Source organism: Aerococcus sp. UMB1112A (assembly GCF_030230715.1).
GTDB lineage: Bacteria > Bacillota > Bacilli > Lactobacillales > Aerococcaceae > Aerococcus.
The window spans coordinates 35,218-52,200 of sequence record NZ_JASPDS010000013.1; the positions used below are offsets into that span (position 1 = coordinate 35,218).

General features: G+C 50.5%; 10 protein-coding genes. 3 read left to right on the forward strand and 7 right to left on the reverse strand.

From position 1 onward, the window contains the following. The first annotated feature begins 247 nt into the window (after nucleotides 1-247). Nucleotides 248-637, forward strand: coding sequence for a hypothetical protein (locus tag QP860_RS07830; protein WP_284912504.1), 390 nt, complete (start codon nucleotides 248-250; stop codon nucleotides 635-637). Between the two features lie 420 nt (nucleotides 638-1,057). On the opposite strand, the gene cls is transcribed toward QP860_RS07830, so the two are convergent. The 4 genes from cls to QP860_RS07850 form a co-directional block, all read right to left on the reverse strand. Next, a complete protein-coding gene (gene cls, locus QP860_RS07835) occupies nucleotides 1,058-2,536 on the reverse strand; it encodes a cardiolipin synthase (RefSeq protein ID WP_284912505.1) in 1,479 nt (492 codons plus the stop codon). A 701-nt stretch (nucleotides 2,537-3,237) separates the two neighbouring features. After that, nucleotides 3,238-3,837 carry an energy-coupled thiamine transporter ThiT gene (locus tag QP860_RS07840; protein ID WP_284912506.1) on the reverse strand — a complete coding sequence of 200 codons (600 nt, stop codon included), beginning with the start codon at nucleotides 3,835-3,837 and terminating at the stop codon, nucleotides 3,238-3,240. Nucleotides 3,838-3,840: 3 nt separating this feature from the next. Next, complete coding sequence (locus tag QP860_RS07845) at nucleotides 3,841-5,544, reverse strand: ribonuclease J (RefSeq protein WP_284912508.1); 1,704 nt, start codon at nucleotides 5,542-5,544, stop codon at nucleotides 3,841-3,843. A gap of 360 nt (nucleotides 5,545-5,904) precedes the next feature. Then, a complete protein-coding gene (locus QP860_RS07850; RefSeq protein WP_070617539.1) occupies nucleotides 5,905-6,948 on the reverse strand; it encodes an aspartate-semialdehyde dehydrogenase in 1,044 nt (347 codons plus the stop codon). Between the two features lie 542 nt (nucleotides 6,949-7,490). Here QP860_RS07850 and QP860_RS07855 point away from each other — a divergent pair. Next, nucleotides 7,491-9,929, forward strand: coding sequence for a GW dipeptide domain-containing protein (locus QP860_RS07855; protein ID WP_284912510.1), 2,439 nt, complete (start codon nucleotides 7,491-7,493; stop codon nucleotides 9,927-9,929). A 1,359-nt stretch (nucleotides 9,930-11,288) separates the two neighbouring features. Here QP860_RS07855 and pnp read toward each other — a convergent pair. The 3 genes from pnp to QP860_RS07870 all read right to left on the reverse strand — a co-directional run bounded on the left by pnp (nucleotide 11,289) and on the right by QP860_RS07870 (nucleotide 15,607). Continuing rightward, the gene (gene pnp, locus QP860_RS07860; RefSeq protein WP_284912512.1) at nucleotides 11,289-13,412 is read right to left on the reverse strand and encodes a polyribonucleotide nucleotidyltransferase; all 2,124 of its coding nucleotides are present in this window, start codon (nucleotides 13,410-13,412) and stop codon (nucleotides 11,289-11,291) included. A gap of 891 nt (nucleotides 13,413-14,303) precedes the next feature. Beyond that, nucleotides 14,304-14,573, reverse strand: coding sequence for a 30S ribosomal protein S15 (rpsO, locus tag QP860_RS07865; protein ID WP_067972344.1), 270 nt, complete (start codon nucleotides 14,571-14,573; stop codon nucleotides 14,304-14,306). A gap of 155 nt (nucleotides 14,574-14,728) precedes the next feature. Next, nucleotides 14,729-15,607, reverse strand: a complete 879-nt coding sequence (locus tag QP860_RS07870; RefSeq protein WP_070619370.1) for a DegV family protein — start codon at nucleotides 15,605-15,607, stop codon at nucleotides 14,729-14,731. 139 nt (nucleotides 15,608-15,746) lie between these two features. Here QP860_RS07870 and QP860_RS07875 point away from each other — a divergent pair, with 139 nt between their 5' ends. Continuing rightward, a complete protein-coding gene (locus QP860_RS07875) occupies nucleotides 15,747-16,391 on the forward strand; it encodes a phosphatase PAP2 family protein (RefSeq protein ID WP_284912514.1) in 645 nt (214 codons plus the stop codon). The last annotated feature ends 592 nt before the right edge of the window (nucleotides 16,392-16,983 follow it).

The following is a 16,983-nucleotide window of genomic DNA, read 5'->3' on the forward strand; positions in this document are numbered from 1 at the left end:
AGAACACCTTTCACCCTCTGAATTTATATAACAACTATAGTAACATAAATCTCAGCCTTTGACAGTAAGATTACAATTTTTTTATCATTCTGACCCGTCGCTGATCTGATAGTTCCATTATAACATGAATCAAATTTTTTGTTTTAATATCGACAAGGGAACAGGCGTTCGATATACTAAAAGTACAGAACATCCGTTCCGGTATTTGCGATTATTCGAGATAAATTTTCAGTAAAGGAGCCTTCATATGGAAAAATTATCCCATTATCAACGTCTAAAAGCCCTCTTCACCCCCGCCAGCCAGCTTGCGGAAATCAAATCAAGTCAAAAAAGCACAGCCAGCCCAAACGCTGAGCCTAGCCAGCTGACCCAGACCATGCCCGCCCTAGCCACCGCCCGCGGACTGGACCAGGCCCTGAGCCAAGGCGATCCTATCTACCTGACTGTCAGCCGGCAAAATGGTCCCCTCCTGACCAAGGACATCCTCTTCGGCACTGTTAAACACATCGACAACCACAAAGAACGCATCGTCTTCGCCGAAGCCCTCAACCCCGTCACCCACCTCATCGCCCTCGACCGCATCCAGGCCATCAAAGCCGTGGGGAAAGAAAACTTGAAATCCCTCCCTATCCAATAAATAGCTCCCATACAGGGACAAGCACAATTATTAATATATCAAATAAGGATGAACAAGCTAGCAAGGCCCTTGCTAGCTTGTTTTCATTATGATGATGGAGAGGATAACTTGCCTAGCAGAGGACAACTTGCTAATCGAGGGCCTCTTCGCGAGTTGGTGCGACCTTACTAGCTAATCAGACCTCCGTTTGCGACTTGGTGCGTTCCTACTTGCTAACCAGGCCGATATTCGAAAGTTAGCCACCCCCTAGTCATAAACGGAGCTGTCATTTGAAAGTTAGCACTGCCCTATCCTGGCAGTCTTGAAGCTCTAACCATTTAAGGCCCAAGTTCAAAAGTCGACTAGCTCCCACCAAGCCCCTTTCCTTCACCCCAGATAAAAAGCTGTCCTCTATTGGCAGAGGGCAGCTTTTTCACTTCATTATAAGATGGGCGAGAGGAGTCGCGAGAGGTTCTGGCGGAGTTTTTTAAACCAGGATTGTTGGTCGAAGTAGGCAGCGTCCAGTGTTGTTGAGACCTTCAAGTCGTCCTGGTAGGCGGCTTTGAGCTTGGCTACCAGGTCCTTGTCATAGACGAAGGCGTTAACTTCAAAGTTCAGGCTGAAGGACCGGATATCGAAGTTGGCGGTCCCGACACTGGCCACTTCATCGTCGGCAATAACGACCTTGGAATGGAGGAAGCCCTTGTCATAGCGGTGGACATGGACGCCTTTTTCAATAATCTCCCGGCAGTAGTACTCGGTGGCCCGGTAGACGAAGGGGTGGTCGGGCTTGCAAGGGATCATGAGGTGGACCTCAACCCCTGACAGGGCCGCAATTTCCAGGGCTTCGTAGACACTCTCATCGGGTATAAAGTAGGGGGTCTGGATGTAGAGGGTGTGCTCGGCCGAGTTGATCAATTGGATGTAGCCCAGCTTGATCTGGTCGGTGTCGTCTTCCGGCCCGCTGGACACAATCTGCATGGGCACGTGGCCGTGGTCTGCCTCGTTGACTTCCGGGAAATAGGACCGGGCGTCATCCGAGATCTCCAGGAAGTCATCGTAGCTGTAGTCCATGGAGGCACACCAGTCGCGGATAAAGCGGGTCTGCATGGCTTGGACCGCTTCCCCGCGAACGCGCAGGTGGGTGTCCCGCCAGTAGCCCAGGGGCCCCCGTCCGATATATTCCTTGGCGATGTTGAAGCCGCCGATATAGCCTAAGTCACCGTCGATAATCACCAATTTGCGGTGGTTGCGGAAGTTGAGACGGAGGTCGACCAGCCAGTAGCCCCGGCTAAAGAAGCCACTGGTCTCTGCCCCTGCCTCTTCCAGTCGGTTGATGTCCTTACGACTGAGTTTCCGGCTGCCTAGAGGATCATAGAGCAGGCGGACTTTGACCCCGGCCTCTGCCCGCTCAGCCAAGGCTTCCACCACCTGGGACCCCATCTCATCGGAAGAGAAGATGTAGTACTGGATATGGATGTGGTCCTTGGCCTGGCGAATATCTTCCAGGAGCTGGTGCATCTTGGCCTTGCCATCGACATAGAGGTCCAGGTCGTTGCTGTTGGTCAGGAGGGCATCATCCGTCTGGTAAAAAAGCTTGATCAGACTCTGCTGGCTGGAGGGATAAGTCTTCAAGTCCCGGTGCATGCCATCTTCATCGATGTACTTATCGACTAGGCTGCTCATCCCCATGACTTGCTGCTGGGAGAGGGAAAAAATCTTGTCGTCAGACAGGCGCCGGCCAACGAAGAAATACAAAATAAAACCAAAACCAGGCAGGAGGATCAAAACCAAGAGCCAGGCCCAGATCGAAGTGACCGGGCGGCGCTGGCGGAAGACCGTGAAGACCGCCAGGATGGTGTTGGCAATAATAAAGAGCGAAAATAAATTGGCTAAAACAGTTTGGGTTGTTTCTAACATGCAGTCACCTCTTAAAAAAAGAGGCCGATAAGCTGATTCTGATTGAGATGGTGCTGGTGAGCATCCGTTGCGCTTTTGAACTGGCTCATTGAAGAGCCATGGTTAAGGACCAGGTTCAAAGCTTCACTACTGCTCAAAAATAATTAGCTGGCTCACTGTGACTGAGCCATCAATTGCCAACACTAAATAATTAAAGAACCACATAGCTTTCGGCCTCTTTTTGGATTATGAAGTATTTTTTATTTGGGTTTGTCAGATTGGATTGAGTGTTTTCGAAAAATCGGTGCGGTCTATTTGCTTTTAAAACATTGGGAGGCAAATAGACGCCAGACCTCACACCCTAGTCGGGTTCGCAGTTGCAGACTTGAAGTGACTTCACCCAATCGGAACGATCGGCTAAAGCCGCTCTTTTCCGTTTGGGCTCCAGTCATTCAAGTCTGGACGCAACTGCTCGCACCCTGCCTAGTCGGGTTCGACTTGGCAGAGTCGGAGTGATTTCACAAGTCAGAAGCGAGCGAATGCTTCGCTCTTATTCTGACTTGCTCCAATCATCCGACTCTAACCGCCAAGTCTCACACCCTTCCTTAGTTGGGTTCGGTTGCGCAGAAGTGGCTCCTCTTCACAAAATCCCTGCGAAGTCTCTCGACTTCTCCGGTCTTTTGCTCCCGAGGTCCACTTCTAACCGCGCTCCCTCACACCCTTTAATCGTTCAGGAGTCTCGACCGTTCTTTGCGCGAGATGTACTTGGTGTAGCGCGGGATGAAGTATTTGGCGGAGACGTTGAGGGTTACGATTAGGATGGCTAGGGCGATGCCTAGGTTGAGGAGGAAGCTGAGGCCGTTAGTGCGGAAGGCTTCGGCGAGGCCGTTGCTTTCGGCTTGGATCCATACCTGGTCAACGAAGCGACAGATAAAGTAGCAGAGGACACCGATGAAAGACCCGGTGACCAGGTTGAGATAGACTGAAGACATCCGTCGATTATGCAAGGTGCGTTGGAGGTTGCGGGCGAAGAGGCCGGCAAGTCCGACAGCAGCTGAGGCGATAACCAAGGCCAGGCTGTGGGGCCAATTGGTCAGGGCGACGGGCACTTGGTAGAGCTGGATAATGCCCACCAATCCACCCGCCAAGCAAGCTGGCAGGGCCCCCCGGCGGAAGGCATAGAAGAGGATGAGGACGAGTCCCATCTCTAGACTCAATCCCGTCTCTCCCAGCTCAGCGGGGAAGACCAGCTGCAAGAGCCCAGCTAGTAGTGCCAGTAAAAAGCCTTCAATGATTGTCATAAATCGCTGTGATGCTTTCATAAACTATCCTTTCTTTCCGCCCTTCTTCTTGCGACCCTTGCGGTAATTGGATGCTTCCATAATCACCGGTAGAATCATGGGGCGGCGGTTGGTTTGCTTGAAGAGGAATTTGCCGAGTTCATCACGAATGCCCGATTTGAGCTTGGACCATTGGAAGTTCTTGTCTTCCAGGTTGTCAAGGACCACCTTGCGGACCCGTTCGCTTGATTCTTTAAGCAAGTCTTCGCTTTCTTTCATGAAGATAAAGCCTCTAGAAATGATCTCTGGTCCTGCCAAGATCTTGCCTTCGCGGCGGGAGATGGTCAGGACAACGACGAAGATGCCGTCTTCCCCGAGCATGGTCCGGTCGCGGAGGACAATATTTCCGATGTCGCCCACACCAGAACCGTCGATGAGGACATTGCTAGCGGGCACCTTGTCGCCAAGGGTCATCTTCCCCTTCTTGTAGGTCAGGGTATCGCCCTTGTCCAAGAGGAAGATTCTGTCTTCCGTGAAGCCAATTTGCTCAGCCAATTTCTTATGGGCATGCATGAGTTGGTATTCCCCAGACACGGGTATGAGATACTTAGGTTTCAAGATGGACAGCATGAATTGCAGGTCCTTAGGCGAGGCGTGGCCAGAGGTGTGGTACTTGGACGAGAGTTCCAGGGTGTGGCCCCCTGCCCGGTAGACCATATCCTTGGTTTCTGGGACAACCTTTTCCATATCGGTATTGGGGGTGGTGGCTAGGATCACCAGGTCCCCTTCCTTGATCTTCAGCTGCTTGTTGCCCCGGGCCTTGGCCATGCGTTGAAGGGCATAGAGGGGCTCGCCGGACTTACCGGTCTCAAGAATAATGATTTCTTCATCCTTGTAATTACCCAGCTGCTCAGTGCGCTTGATCAGGTCCTTGCTCGGTAACTTGAGCTTGTCCAAGCGGATGGCCACATCGATAATCTGTTCCAGGGCTTCCCCTGAAATAAAGATATGGCGGCCGGTGGACTGGGCCACGTCGATGATCTGTTGGAGCCGCATGAGGTTGGAAGCGACCGCAGAAACGATAACCCGGCCTTCTGCCTTGACCACTTCATCTTGGAGGGACTCCTTAACCAGCACTTCGCTGGCATTCTCGAAGTAAGAAGCAGCCTTGCTGGATTCGCTGAGCAGGGCCAAAACGCCTTCGCCAGCTACTTGGGTCAGGCGAGCAAAGTCTGTGGCATAGTCTTCAGAGACAGACGCATCCATCTTGAAGTCCCCGGTGTAAACAATGTTACCTTCCGAGGTCTTCAAGACAATGGCCACGGAATCTGGGAGGGAGTGGGTGGTCTTAATGAAGCTGACCACCACATCCCCAAAATCGATCTCATTATCGTCATCAATCGTGTGGAAGTCTTTGAAATTCTTCACGCCCACAGACCGGCTCATGACCTTCAAGAGTTCGATGGTCAACTCGGTCCCAAAGACAGGCACATTGACTTCCTTCAAGAGATAAGGCAGACCCCCGATAGCATCGGGATGGCCGTGGGTTAAGAAGACCCCGGCAATCCGGTCCTCATTCTCTTTTAGGTATGTAAAGTCAGGAATCATCACATCGATCCCTAACATTTCATTGGGTGGGTAGACAAGGCCGCAGTCCAGGATATAGATCATGCCATCGATTTCAACAATGTACATGTCCTTCCCATTCTCGCGGACGCCTCCCAAGGAAATAAATTTTATTTCACTCATAGAAACCTCCTTAGGTATTTTATCCCTAGACAGAAACAGAGCACTCCAACCCTCTAAATCGGCATGAGTGCTTGCTTCTGAACTAGATTTTATTTTTAAAAAATTATATTTTCTATATGGTGCTGGTGAGCATTCGTTCCGCTTTTGAATTTGGTCCTTGAAAAGCCATGGCACCAGCTCGAGCCAAGGTCTCTCGCTTAGCGAGCTTCAAAGGGCTAGTAAGGCTAAAGCCAACTATCCCTAATTCACATCGCTTGCTTTTCATGGCTAAGGACCAACTTCAAAGCTCCACTACTGCTCATAAATAAAATAGCGAAGAAAAAGCTGATTAATTTTTTTACAAAAATCAGATTAAATAACTTAAATCAAATCTTGTCTGATCATTTCTTCGGCGATTTGCACGGAGTTCAATGCGGCACCCTTCCACAAGTTATCTGAAACAATCCAGAGGTGGAAGCCGTTGGGAACATCCAAATCTTTACGGATCCGGCCGACAAATGTTTCCTTCTTCCCTTCTGCATTGATGGCTTGTGGGTAGACTTGGTTTTGGATATCGTCTTCAACCACAATGCCAGGTGCTTGGCTCAAGATATCTTGTATCGCTTCAATTGTAACATTATTTTCGCCAATTTCAATATAAACACTCTCAGAATGTGCACGAAGAACTGGCACGCGAACACAAGTAGTGGAGACAGGTAGGTCTTTGAGGCCCATGATCTTCTTGGTTTCATTGGTCATCTTCATCTCTTCGAAGGTGTAGTGGTTGTCTTGGAACTTGTCGATCTGTGGCAGGACATTGAAGGCCATTTGATAGTGCTTGTCGTCACCGGCGCATGGCAGGACTTCGGCTTCAGGCACTTCCTTACCTTCCACAATGGCCTTGGACTGGGCCAGGGTTTCTTCAATCGCTTCAGCGCCAGCGCCAGATACAGCTTGGTAGGTCGATGCAATGACGCGCTTGAGGCCATAAGCATCGTGGATTGGCTTGAGGGCCGCTACCATTTGGATAGTCGAACAATTAGGGTTGGCAATAAGGCCATTGTGGTCCTTCAAGGCTTCTGGGTTAACTTCTGGAACGACCAGTGGGGTGTCTGGGTCCATGCGGAAGGCAGAGGTGTTGTCGATCGCTACCGCACCCGCCTTCACCGCAGCAGGGACGAATTTTTCAGAGAGAGCCCCACCAGCAGAGAAGATGGCGATGTCCACACCTTCGAAGGAGTCTTCGGTCAATTCTTCCACTTCATAGGTCTTATCGCCGACAGGAAGGATCTTTCCAGCTGAACGGGCAGAAGCCAAGAGCTTCACATCTTTGACAGGGACTTCGGCTTGGGGTAAGAGGTCACATAACTGCTCCCCCACTGCTCCAGTAGCCCCAACGATTGCAACAGTATATTCTTTAGTCATAATGCTTCCTCACTTTTCTATTCCGAAGGCTGTGGACAAAAGCTTAGTCTTCTTTTTAAATAACGGACTTTTTGGCAAAAATCTGTTCCAAAAGTCAGTCCTGACATCCACTTCACAAACTATGTTCAATCGTTGGCCAACGATTGAACATAATTTGCGGACAGTTGCTATAGCTGTTCGACGCGTAGCGAGTTACAGATATAGTATGCGTTAGCTGATTCAGGCCTAACCGACTTTTGTCACACTCTCTTCTCATGATTTTTTTATTAATAGCCTTATTGTATCATATTTGTCAGACAAAGACGGGCTTTTTATGAATTCTTAAGCGATCGCTTGTCCCGATCTCCCTACTTCTTCTGGCTAAAAAAGCTAAGCTTCCCATAGCTATTCTCATCATATTTTAATTTATACTCCTGGAACCTTTATTTTAACGCTTATAAAATTCTTTCAGGTCGGGCTTTGGGCCTTGTTTTTGTGGCGGGGATTGCCTATAATTAATGCGATCGTCTAATTTAATCAGATATTAATCAAAGGAGAGACCTATGAAGAAAACACACTTACTTTTGGCGTCGAACCTGGCCTTAGCTGCCTTCCTCTACAGCCCTGAAGCGGTAGCGGCAGATGAACTGGCTACAGATGCCCAAAACGAAGAAAATATCCAAGCGCCTGCTGAAGAAATCGCGCCAGCTGGCCAAGACCAAGCTGCTGAAGCTGAGGTCACAGAAGAAGCCCCTGCCCCTGAGAAGAAGGAAGTCCAAGCGGGCTATTATGCAAACACTGACCTCGATAAGCAGCCTGAAATTGTTATCGGTAAGGAAGAAACAAAGGTCAGCCAGCCTAAACTGGATACCCAAAACCAGACCGGTGAAAAGTACACCAGCCAACTCCAAGCGACCGATGAATGGATGACCCTCCAATCCGGCAAGCACACCTTGGATACCCGCCCTTACGGCACGGCCGGCTATCAAACTATCCGCGCTAACTTGAAGGACCGCCAAGGCGACTTGGTCAAGGTGTCCTACTACATCTCAACTGAACGTGCCGACTGGGCCTACGTGAACTTCCAAGATAGCCTCGCTGGTTGGGTCGATCGCAAGGCCTTAAGCAAGAAGTTGCCTTTTGACCGCTATACCTCTGACGTGGAAAGCCTGAACTACTATGGCCGTCTAGTGGGCAACCACACCATCGACTCCAAGCCATGGGGAACCAAGGACTACCAAAACTTGGTCAGCCGCAATGCCTACAAGAACTTAGTTGGCACTAACGTTAAGGTAAGCCAAGGCGTTTCAACCGAACGCGCTAACTGGGTCTATATCGATAGCCTCGACGGCAAAGTTTCTGGCTGGATCGATACCAAGGGCGTCCAAAAAGTTGGCGACACTTATACGAGTGCTTTCAAAGATGTCAACTACACCGCCCACCTCAAAGACGGCGACAATACCTTAGATTCCAAGCCTTGGGGAATTCCTGGTTACCAAACCCTCCGCAGCCGGGCTCAAATGAAGACCCGCCGCGGCCAAACCGTCCAAGTTTCTCAAGAAGTGTCCACTACTCGTGCCAACTGGGCCTATGTGACCTTCCAAGATGGGCTCAAGGGCTGGATCGACCGGGCAGGCCTCAAGCCAGGTGCTGGTCCTAAGCGCGCCAACGGAATCGATGACTACACTTCAGCTCATAAGGACGTGAAGTATGTGGCCACTATCGTTGACGGCAACCATACCCTCGATACCCTACCTTGGGGCATTCCTGGCTACTCCACCATCGCTAGCCGGTCCGACATGAAGAAACACCAAGGCGAACGGGTCCAAGTGTCGCAAGAAGTCTCTACTAACCGGGCCAACTGGGCACTGATCACCCTTCCTAACGGGACGAGCGGCTGGTTCGACATCAAGGGCTTGACCCGCGGCAAGGTCGACTCCTACACCAGCCCTCAAAAGTCTGTCAACTACACCGCCACCATTTCTAACGGCAACCATACCCTAGATACCCTACCTTGGGGCATTCCTGGCTACAAGACCATCGCCACTCGGTCCGACATGAAGAAACACACCGGCGACCAAGTCAAGGTAAGTAGCGAAGTCTCCACCAACCGTGCAGACTGGGCCTACATTACTTTATCCGATGGCACTAGCGGCTGGTTCGACCGCGCCGGCTTAACCAAGGGCCAAGTCGACGTTTACACCTCGAATGCGAAAAAGGTCAACTACTCTGCTCGCTTAACCAACGGCAACCACACCCTGGACTCCAAACCATGGGGTATTCCAGGTTTTGAAACCATCAAGTCTCGCGGCCAGATGAAGGCTTACACCGGCCAAAATGTTCAGGTCAACCAAGAAGTCTCCACCAACCGGGCCGACTGGGTCAACATCACCCTAGCAGACGGCACCCGCGGCTGGATCGACGCCAAGGCGGTTGCGCCTGAACGCGTCCTCACCCACGTGCCTTATGTCAGCCAATACAAGCCTGTCTTCGCACCATGGGGCTGTGCCGGCGCTGCCTCTGCCATGCTTTTAGGTGCTAAGGACGTCGACTTCAACCTCGACACCCTCATCCGCAACACCCCAATGTACCCAAGCGATCCAAACGGCCAAAAAGGCGACGTCTTCACCGGCCAAGGCTTCGGCTGGGTCATCAACCCTAAAGGCCTGACCAACTACCTGAAGACCTACTACTCCGGTGTCAAAAACATCACGGGCGCTAACACCCAAGAGATCATCGATACCGTCCTCGCCGGCAACCCTGTCCTCTACTACGGCTACTCCTCTTACCAAAAACCAGGTGACTATGTTCGCAACCACTGCAAGGTCATCACCGGTTACAAGAACAACGCCTTCCGCGTCTACGACCCACTCTACTCCAACGCCAACAAGGGCGCTATGACCGGTGGCAAGAACCCAGCCTACGACCTCGGCGCAAGACACTGGCTACCAATCAGCAAGTTCAACCTTGAATATAATGGACAAGCCATTACGATTCTGTAAGGGTGTGAGAGGATGCGGGAGAAAGGGGCCTCTGGAGTAAAGAGCCAAAGAAGACTGAAAGTCTTCGGCGGCTCTTTGCGAAGAGGAGCCCTTTCTGCATCCTCGAACCCGACTAAGGAAGGGTGTGAGGGAGCGCGGTTAGAAGTGGACCTCTGGAGCAAAAGACCGGAGAAGTCGAGAGACTTCGCAGGGATTTTGTGAAGAGGAGCCACTTCTGCGCAACCGAACCCAACTAAGGAAGGGTGTGAGATTTGGCGTTTAGGCTTGGATGATTGGAGCAAGTCAGAATAAGAGCGAAGCATTCGCTCGTTTCTGACTTGTGAAATCACTCCAAGCCTGCCAAGTCGAACCCGACTAGTAAGGGTGTGAGGGAGCGCGGTTAGCTTCCTTTCACTGGAACAAGTCACCAGAGCAGTCTGCAAGACTGCGGCGGAGACTTGTGAAGTGACAAGGAAGCTGCGCGACCGAACCCGACTAAGGGTGTGAGGGAGAGCGTTCAGCTTTGGATGCTTGGAGTAAGTTGGGATAAGGGCAAGCCACGCTTGCACGTTCCCAACTTGCGAAAGCACGCCAAAGCTGCTCTTGCAAACCCGACTAGATAATATATAACAAAAGTTTTCAACTTTTGTTATCCTCTATCCTCTAGCAGCAAGCTAGGGGATTTTTTGTATGAAATGAACTGTGCTGGGGCATTCGTTCCTGCCTCTTCTCTTAAGAACTGGCAGCTTCTCAAACCGTTACTGCATCTGCTCCTTCGATATTGCAGTTTCTTGATGTCTTACTGCATCTTCACTCGCGATGTTGCAGTTTCTCGATGTGCTACTGCATCTTCCCCTATGATATTGCAGTTGCTCAGCGCGTTACCGCATCTTCTCCCGTGATATTGCAGTTTCTCAGCCTGTAGCTCTGGAAATTTACTAGGTCTCTGATAGTTATTGATAAAACGATATATTTTGTTTATATTATATTTAAAAATATTGAGAACGCAAAAAAAGCAGCTAGCCCCTTCTCTCAGGTCACTAGCTGCTTTATTTGTGTTGCTGGCTATTTGATTGCTCTTATTAAAATCAAAGCACCATTTCTTTTTTTAATTTAATGCTTAATGCAAACAATGAAATCCGATTGCTTCTCCAAATCATGAGCAGGAGTGGAGCTTGAAAGTGATCGTTAGCCGTGACCAAGCAAGCGAAGCGAATTACGTATCGTAGGCGCTAGCCATACGATACGTTTGAGTCTCGCTAGGTGAGGGACCTTGGCCCGAACCGATGCCACGGCTCTTTAACGATCACTTTCAAAGCAGAACGTATGCTCAACAATGTTAATGCATTCAATCCCCATCATCAAGCATCCAATCCCAGCCTACTCTTCGTCCTTATCCGTCAGAGCCTTCATGGACAGGTTGATCCGGCCGCGGTCATCGACTTCGATCACCTTAACGCGGACGATATCGCCGATATTGACCACATCTTCCACCTTGTTGGTCCGTTTGTGTTGGAGTTCGGAAATGTGGATCATGCCGTTTTGGCCAGGTGCTAGGTCAACGAAGGCACCAAATTTCTCGATACGGAAGACCTTGCCTTCGTAGATTTGGCCGACTTCAATCTTCAGGGTCAGCTGCTCGATGATTTCGATGGCGCGGTCGATCATGGCTTGGTCATCTGAATAGATAGTCACCAGGCCGTCATCCGCGATATCGATCTTGGTGCCGGTTTCGTCGATGATGCCGTTGATGGTTTCGCCACCCTTACCGATCACGACCTTGATTTGGTCTTCGTCGATGCGGATCTTGCCGATCTTAGGCGCATACTTGCTCAGTTCAGCCCGTGGTTCGGCAATCGTAGAGGTGATTTGGTCGAGGATCTGCATCCGCGCTTGCTTGGCTTGGGCCAGGGATTCGCGCAGGATTTCCTCAGTAATCCCCTTGATCTTGATATCCATCTGGAGGGCGGTAATCCCTTCAGCCGTCCCTGCCACCTTGAAGTCCATGTCGCCCAGATGATCTTCCAGGCCTTGGATATCCGTCAAAATGGTGTACTTGCTTTCATCTGCTTCGTTCATGACCAGACCCATGGCAATCCCGGCAACTGGCGCCTTGATTGGCACACCAGCGTCCATCATGGCTAAGGTTGACGCACAGATAGAAGCTTGGGAAGAAGAGCCGTTGGATTCCAGCACTTCAGCCACCAAGCGGATGGTGTAAGGGAAGTCTTCTTCTTCAGGGATCACTTGGCTCAGAGCACGGTGGCCCAAAGCCCCGTGGCCGATTTCACGCCGGCCTGGAGAGCCGTAGCGGCCGTTTGAGCCCACAGAGTATTGAGGGAAGTTGTAGTGGTGAATAAAGCGTTGGTCGTAGTCAGGTCCTAAGCCATCGATGTGTTGGGCTTCTGACAGTGGTGCCAAAGTACATGCCGACAACACTTGAGTTTGGCCCCGGGTAAAGAGACCAGATCCGTGGGCGCGAGGCAAGAGTCCCACTTCAGAAGATAAAGGACGGATTTCGTCGATTTGACGGCCATCGGGACGGACCTTGTCATCCGTAATCAGACGGCGGACTTCATTGTACTCCAGCTTGTCAGCCAGGTCCGCCACTTGTTGGTGGATCTGGATAAAGTCTTCGTCTTCGAGGAAGCGGGCATCATAAACAGACAGGATTTCATCCTTAACCGCTTGGATATTCTCCTCCCGTTCCAGCTTGTCGAAGGTTTGGATGGCTTCCACCATGCGTTGGTGGTAGTTGGTCACGATCTCCGCTTCCAGTTCAGGATCCAGTTCTTCTGGCACATAGTCGACCTTTTCTTGGCCGATTTCATCGATGATTTGTTTTTGGAAATAGGTCATTTCCTTGATATTGGCGTGACCGAACATGAGGGCAGCCAACATCTCGTCCTCGCTCAGTTCGGACGCGGAAGATTCCACCATGTTGATAGCCTTGGAGGTCCCCGCCACCGTCAATTCTAAGTCAGATTGAGCCTGTTGGTCCGCGGTTGGGTTGATCATCAAGTCGCCATTCACCCGGCCCACATTGACCCCAGCGATCGGTCCTTCAAAAGGAATGCTGGAGATGCCGAGCGCCAGGGAAGACCCGAACATGGCCGCCATCTCAGGGCTGCAGTCAGGGTCTACCGACATCACGGTATTGATCACTTGGACATCATTCTTGTAACCTTCTGGGAAAAGCGGACGGATGGGCCGGTCAATCAAACGTGCCGTCAAGGTAGCGTGCTCGCTAGGACGCCCTTCCCGTTTGATATAGCCGCCCGGAATCTTACCCGCAGCGTACATCTTCTCTTCATAAAGCACTTGGAGAGGGAAGAAATCTTGTCCTTCCTTAGGCTCCTTAGCCCCAACCACAGCCGTCAACACCACAGTCTCCCCGTAGCGTACCAGAACAGCTGCCGAGGCCTGCTTAGCCAACTGGCCAATCTCAACCTGGAGCGGACGCCCCGCCCAGTTCATTTTATAGACTTTCTTTTCTTCAGACATGTCATGCTCCTTTATCTCTTTTTGCATGGCGTCGTAAGCTACTAAACAAAGAACTAGGTCCAAATTGAAGGCCAGGCCCCACTTCTTTGGTTAGTAGGAATTACAGACGCCGCTTACCATTTCAAACAACAATCATCCAATAAAAATTAACTTACAATAGTATCCATAGACAGGAAAAGTAGACCTGGACAGGCACTAACAAATTCCAACATAAAAAATCAGCTTGGGATTCCCCCATAAGCAAAGGCCGTAGCCATCTCAGGGGTGAGAGGGTGGCGCCTATTTGCATTCAGAAGCCCTGAGTACAGATAGCAGCCCGCCAGTTTGCCTTCGAGTGTCCTGAGTGCAGATAGCAGGTCAGCAATTTGCATTCAAGAGCCCTGAGTACAGATAGCAACTCACCTATTTGCCTTCAAAAGCTCTGAGTGCAGATAGCAACTCGTCAGCACAGCCTCCTACACAACCACCAAACAAAGCACCAGGCAAAAATTAGCTTGGATTCCACTCATGAGCAGGAGCGGAGCTTGAGTTTGATCGTTAGCCATGTAAAAGAAAGCGATGTGAATTAGGGATCGTAGGCGAAGCCGTACGAGCCCAAACCTGCTCCAAAAGTCAACCCTGACTCCACTTCACAAAATCTAGGCGAGCCTTTAGCAAGGCTCGCCTAGATTTTGTGAAGTGGTTCAGGCTTAACCGACTTTTGTCGCACTCTAATTCTTTGAGACTCGCTAGGTGAGAGACCTCGGCTCTCACCGGTTCCATGGCTCTTTAACGATCAAACTCAAGACGGAACGTATGCTCATAGCACAATTCCCATTCAAACCCCAAGCTCATTTTTCTTAATAAAAAGGCGAGATCCAATTGCTCGAATCTCGCTTTTTTGACATCGAATTAGCGACGTAAACCTAAGCTTTGGATCAAGTTACGGTAACGGGTAACGTCCTTGTTACGTAAATAAGCTAATAAGTTACGACGGTGACCAATCTTCTTCATCAAACCACGGTATGAATGATGGTCTTTCTTATGAGTTTGGGCATGGGCGTTCAGCGCATTGATTTCAGCGGTAAGTACAGCGATTTGTACTTCTGGGCTCCCAGTATCCCCTTCATGCGTAGCATATTTTTCGATAATTTGTGTTTTTTCTTCTTTTGAAATTGCCATTTTGACAACACCTCTTTCTATATTTTTGCCTAGAACTGAGTCGATCGTCGGTGACTCGCAAAGACTAAGTACTAGGTCATGCCATGACGGCACTCTCCAAAGTATACGCCCAAAAGGCTCAGAATGCAAGGGAAAATGCCTTAAATATTTCTAAACTAATCCTCTAATGGGCGGTGCTTGGCCAGGGTCCCCATGCCGATCGAGCCCTTGCCGCCGTGAGTCCCCAAAACAGGGGTTAGATAGCCGATCATACAATCTAGGTCCGGATGCTGGCCGTGGATAGCTGCCTTAAATTCCTCCGCCTCTTCCGGCACTCCCCCATGGGCAAAGGCCAAGCGGATGCCTTGAGGATAGGCCGCGATGGCTTCGTCCAGCAGTTTCTGGTAGGCTTGGATGACCTTCTTCTTGGTCCGCACTTTGTCGTAGAGGACAACTTCCCCTGCCGCATTGAAGTAGGCCACCACATTGATCCGGAGCAGACTGCCCAGCTTGGCGGTCAGTAAGGAAGCCCGTCCCCCTTTAACGAAGGTCTTGAGGTCTGGAATCACCACATAGATCCGAGAATTATCGCCAATCCACTGGAGCTCTTCGGCCAGGCGGTCAGCCGGCCAACCCGCTTCAAGCATCTCTAGGCCCTCAAGCAAGATGTGCTGCATCTGGAAAGAGGTCCCCTTGGAATCAATATAATAAGTCTTGAAGTCATCAGCGAATTCCTCCAGCACCATCCGCGCCGTCTTCAGAGTCCCGCTGATCTTACTGGAGAGGAAGATGGCGAAGACCGTATCATAGCCGCCCGCAATAATCTCCTGGGCCCGCTGGTAGAAGGCCAGGGGCTCTGGCTGCGAGGTCTGGGGCAGTTCAGGCGAAGCGTCCAGGTAGTCGTAGAAGGCTTGGGCTGCCTCGGGTTCAGCAGTGTCCGCAAATTCCTTGCCATCCGGAAAGCGCATCGACAAGTCCACTTGAAAGACATTGTCCCGGTTCCTCAACTCATCCGGCAAACTAGCTGTACTATCAATGATAAATGCTGCTTTCATCCCGTCACTCCATTTCTTATTCTTACCATTCATTGTAGCAAAGAAATTTTGCCCTGTCTGTTCTCAACCCTCTTAAAAAAGACTTTATTTTTCTTTAAATTCGCGTAAAATAAAGGTATTGCATTAATGGAGGAAAATCATGAAAACAAACTACCTGTGGGCCGCTGGACTGGCTGGCCTGCCCTTTCTAATCATTCTTTGCCTTGTTGCAACGGGAAACTCCGCCCTCTTGGCCCTGGACCAGGCGGTGAATACGGCCCTCTACGGCGGCCACTACCCCCTCTTGGTCCCCATCATCCGCGCCTTCACCTATCTGGGCGACAACTACCTGCAGCTGATCTTCATCGCTCTCTTGGGAATCTGGCTGGTCTACAAGAGAGAAAAACAATTGGCCATCTGGCTCCTGCTGACCAACTTCCTGACCATCTCCGGCATCAACCAGCTGGTCAAGTTCCTGATTGAACGGCCCCGGCCCGACCTCTTCGACCATCTCATCCTGGTCGGCGGCTACTCCTTCCCCAGCGGCCACTCCATGGGCTCGGTCGTCTTCTACGGTAGCCTGGCCCTGACCCTGGTCTACCTCTGGCCCAGACACTTCAAGCACCCCGCCCTCCTCTACTCTTTGGTGAGCCTCCTCTCCCTAGCTTTGGCCTGGTCGCGCATCTTCCTCGGCGTCCACTACTTCTCCGACACCCTGGCCGGCCTCTCCCTCGGCCTCGCCTGCCTCATCCTCGCCAAAGCCGCCATGGACCGCTGGGTGGATGAGCGTCCACAAGTTCAATAATAAACGAAAGCAGGCTCCTGGCCTGCTTTTCCCTTTTGATTCTGGTTGGAATTGGAGAGAGGCGGGCGGCTAACCCACAATTAAACCGCCTAAGTGTGGCTTGGTGAGCGCCAACACCCAATCAAAGGGGCCAAGTGTGGGTTGCTATTCGCCAACACCCAATCGAAGGGGCCGATTGTGGGTTAATAATCCCCAACCCACAATTGAAAGGGACGAGTGTGGATTGCCATTTCCCAATACACACTTAAAAGACCCGAGTGTGGCTTGGCAAGCCCCTCTCCCAATAAAAGCACAAAACCAGATCCTACACAGTTCAGGATCTGGTTTTCTAATTTTTTATAAGGGATATTTTTATCGCAGCAGACAATATCGATAAGACCACAACATCGCTTTACCAACACCCCATAATATTAAAAGAGATATTTTGATAGTACTATTCAATGTTGATTTAAAAATAACTTGCAATATTGATAGGAGCAGGAGTGGAGCCTTGAAAGTGATCGTTAGCCATGAAAAAGCAAACATACTAAGATTAGCTCGAAGGTAAATCGACGGATTTATCTTCGAGCTATTTCTGTTTTTCAGATATAGT

Coding starts and splice junctions, on each gene's coding strand:
- cls (WP_284912505.1), bottom strand. CDS start 2,536: ATGTTAGAAACAACCCAAACTGTTTTAGCCAATTTATTTTCGCTCTTT.
- QP860_RS07875 (WP_284912514.1), top strand. CDS start 15,747: ATGAAAACAAACTACCTGTGGGCCGCTGGACTGGCTGGCCTGCCCTTT.
- QP860_RS07845 (WP_284912508.1), bottom strand. CDS start 5,544: ATGAGTGAAATAAAATTTATTTCCTTGGGAGGCGTCCGCGAGAATGGG.
- QP860_RS07830 (WP_284912504.1), top strand. CDS start 248: ATGGAAAAATTATCCCATTATCAACGTCTAAAAGCCCTCTTCACCCCC.
- QP860_RS07855 (WP_284912510.1), top strand. CDS start 7,491: ATGAAGAAAACACACTTACTTTTGGCGTCGAACCTGGCCTTAGCTGCC.
- pnp (WP_284912512.1), bottom strand. CDS start 13,412: ATGTCTGAAGAAAAGAAAGTCTATAAAATGAACTGGGCGGGGCGTCCG.
- QP860_RS07850 (WP_070617539.1), bottom strand. CDS start 6,948: ATGACTAAAGAATATACTGTTGCAATCGTTGGGGCTACTGGAGCAGTG.
- QP860_RS07840 (WP_284912506.1), bottom strand. CDS start 3,837: ATGAAAGCATCACAGCGATTTATGACAATCATTGAAGGCTTTTTACTG.
- rpsO (WP_067972344.1), bottom strand. CDS start 14,573: ATGGCAATTTCAAAAGAAGAAAAAACACAAATTATCGAAAAATATGCT.
- QP860_RS07870 (WP_070619370.1), bottom strand. CDS start 15,607: ATGAAAGCAGCATTTATCATTGATAGTACAGCTAGTTTGCCGGATGAG.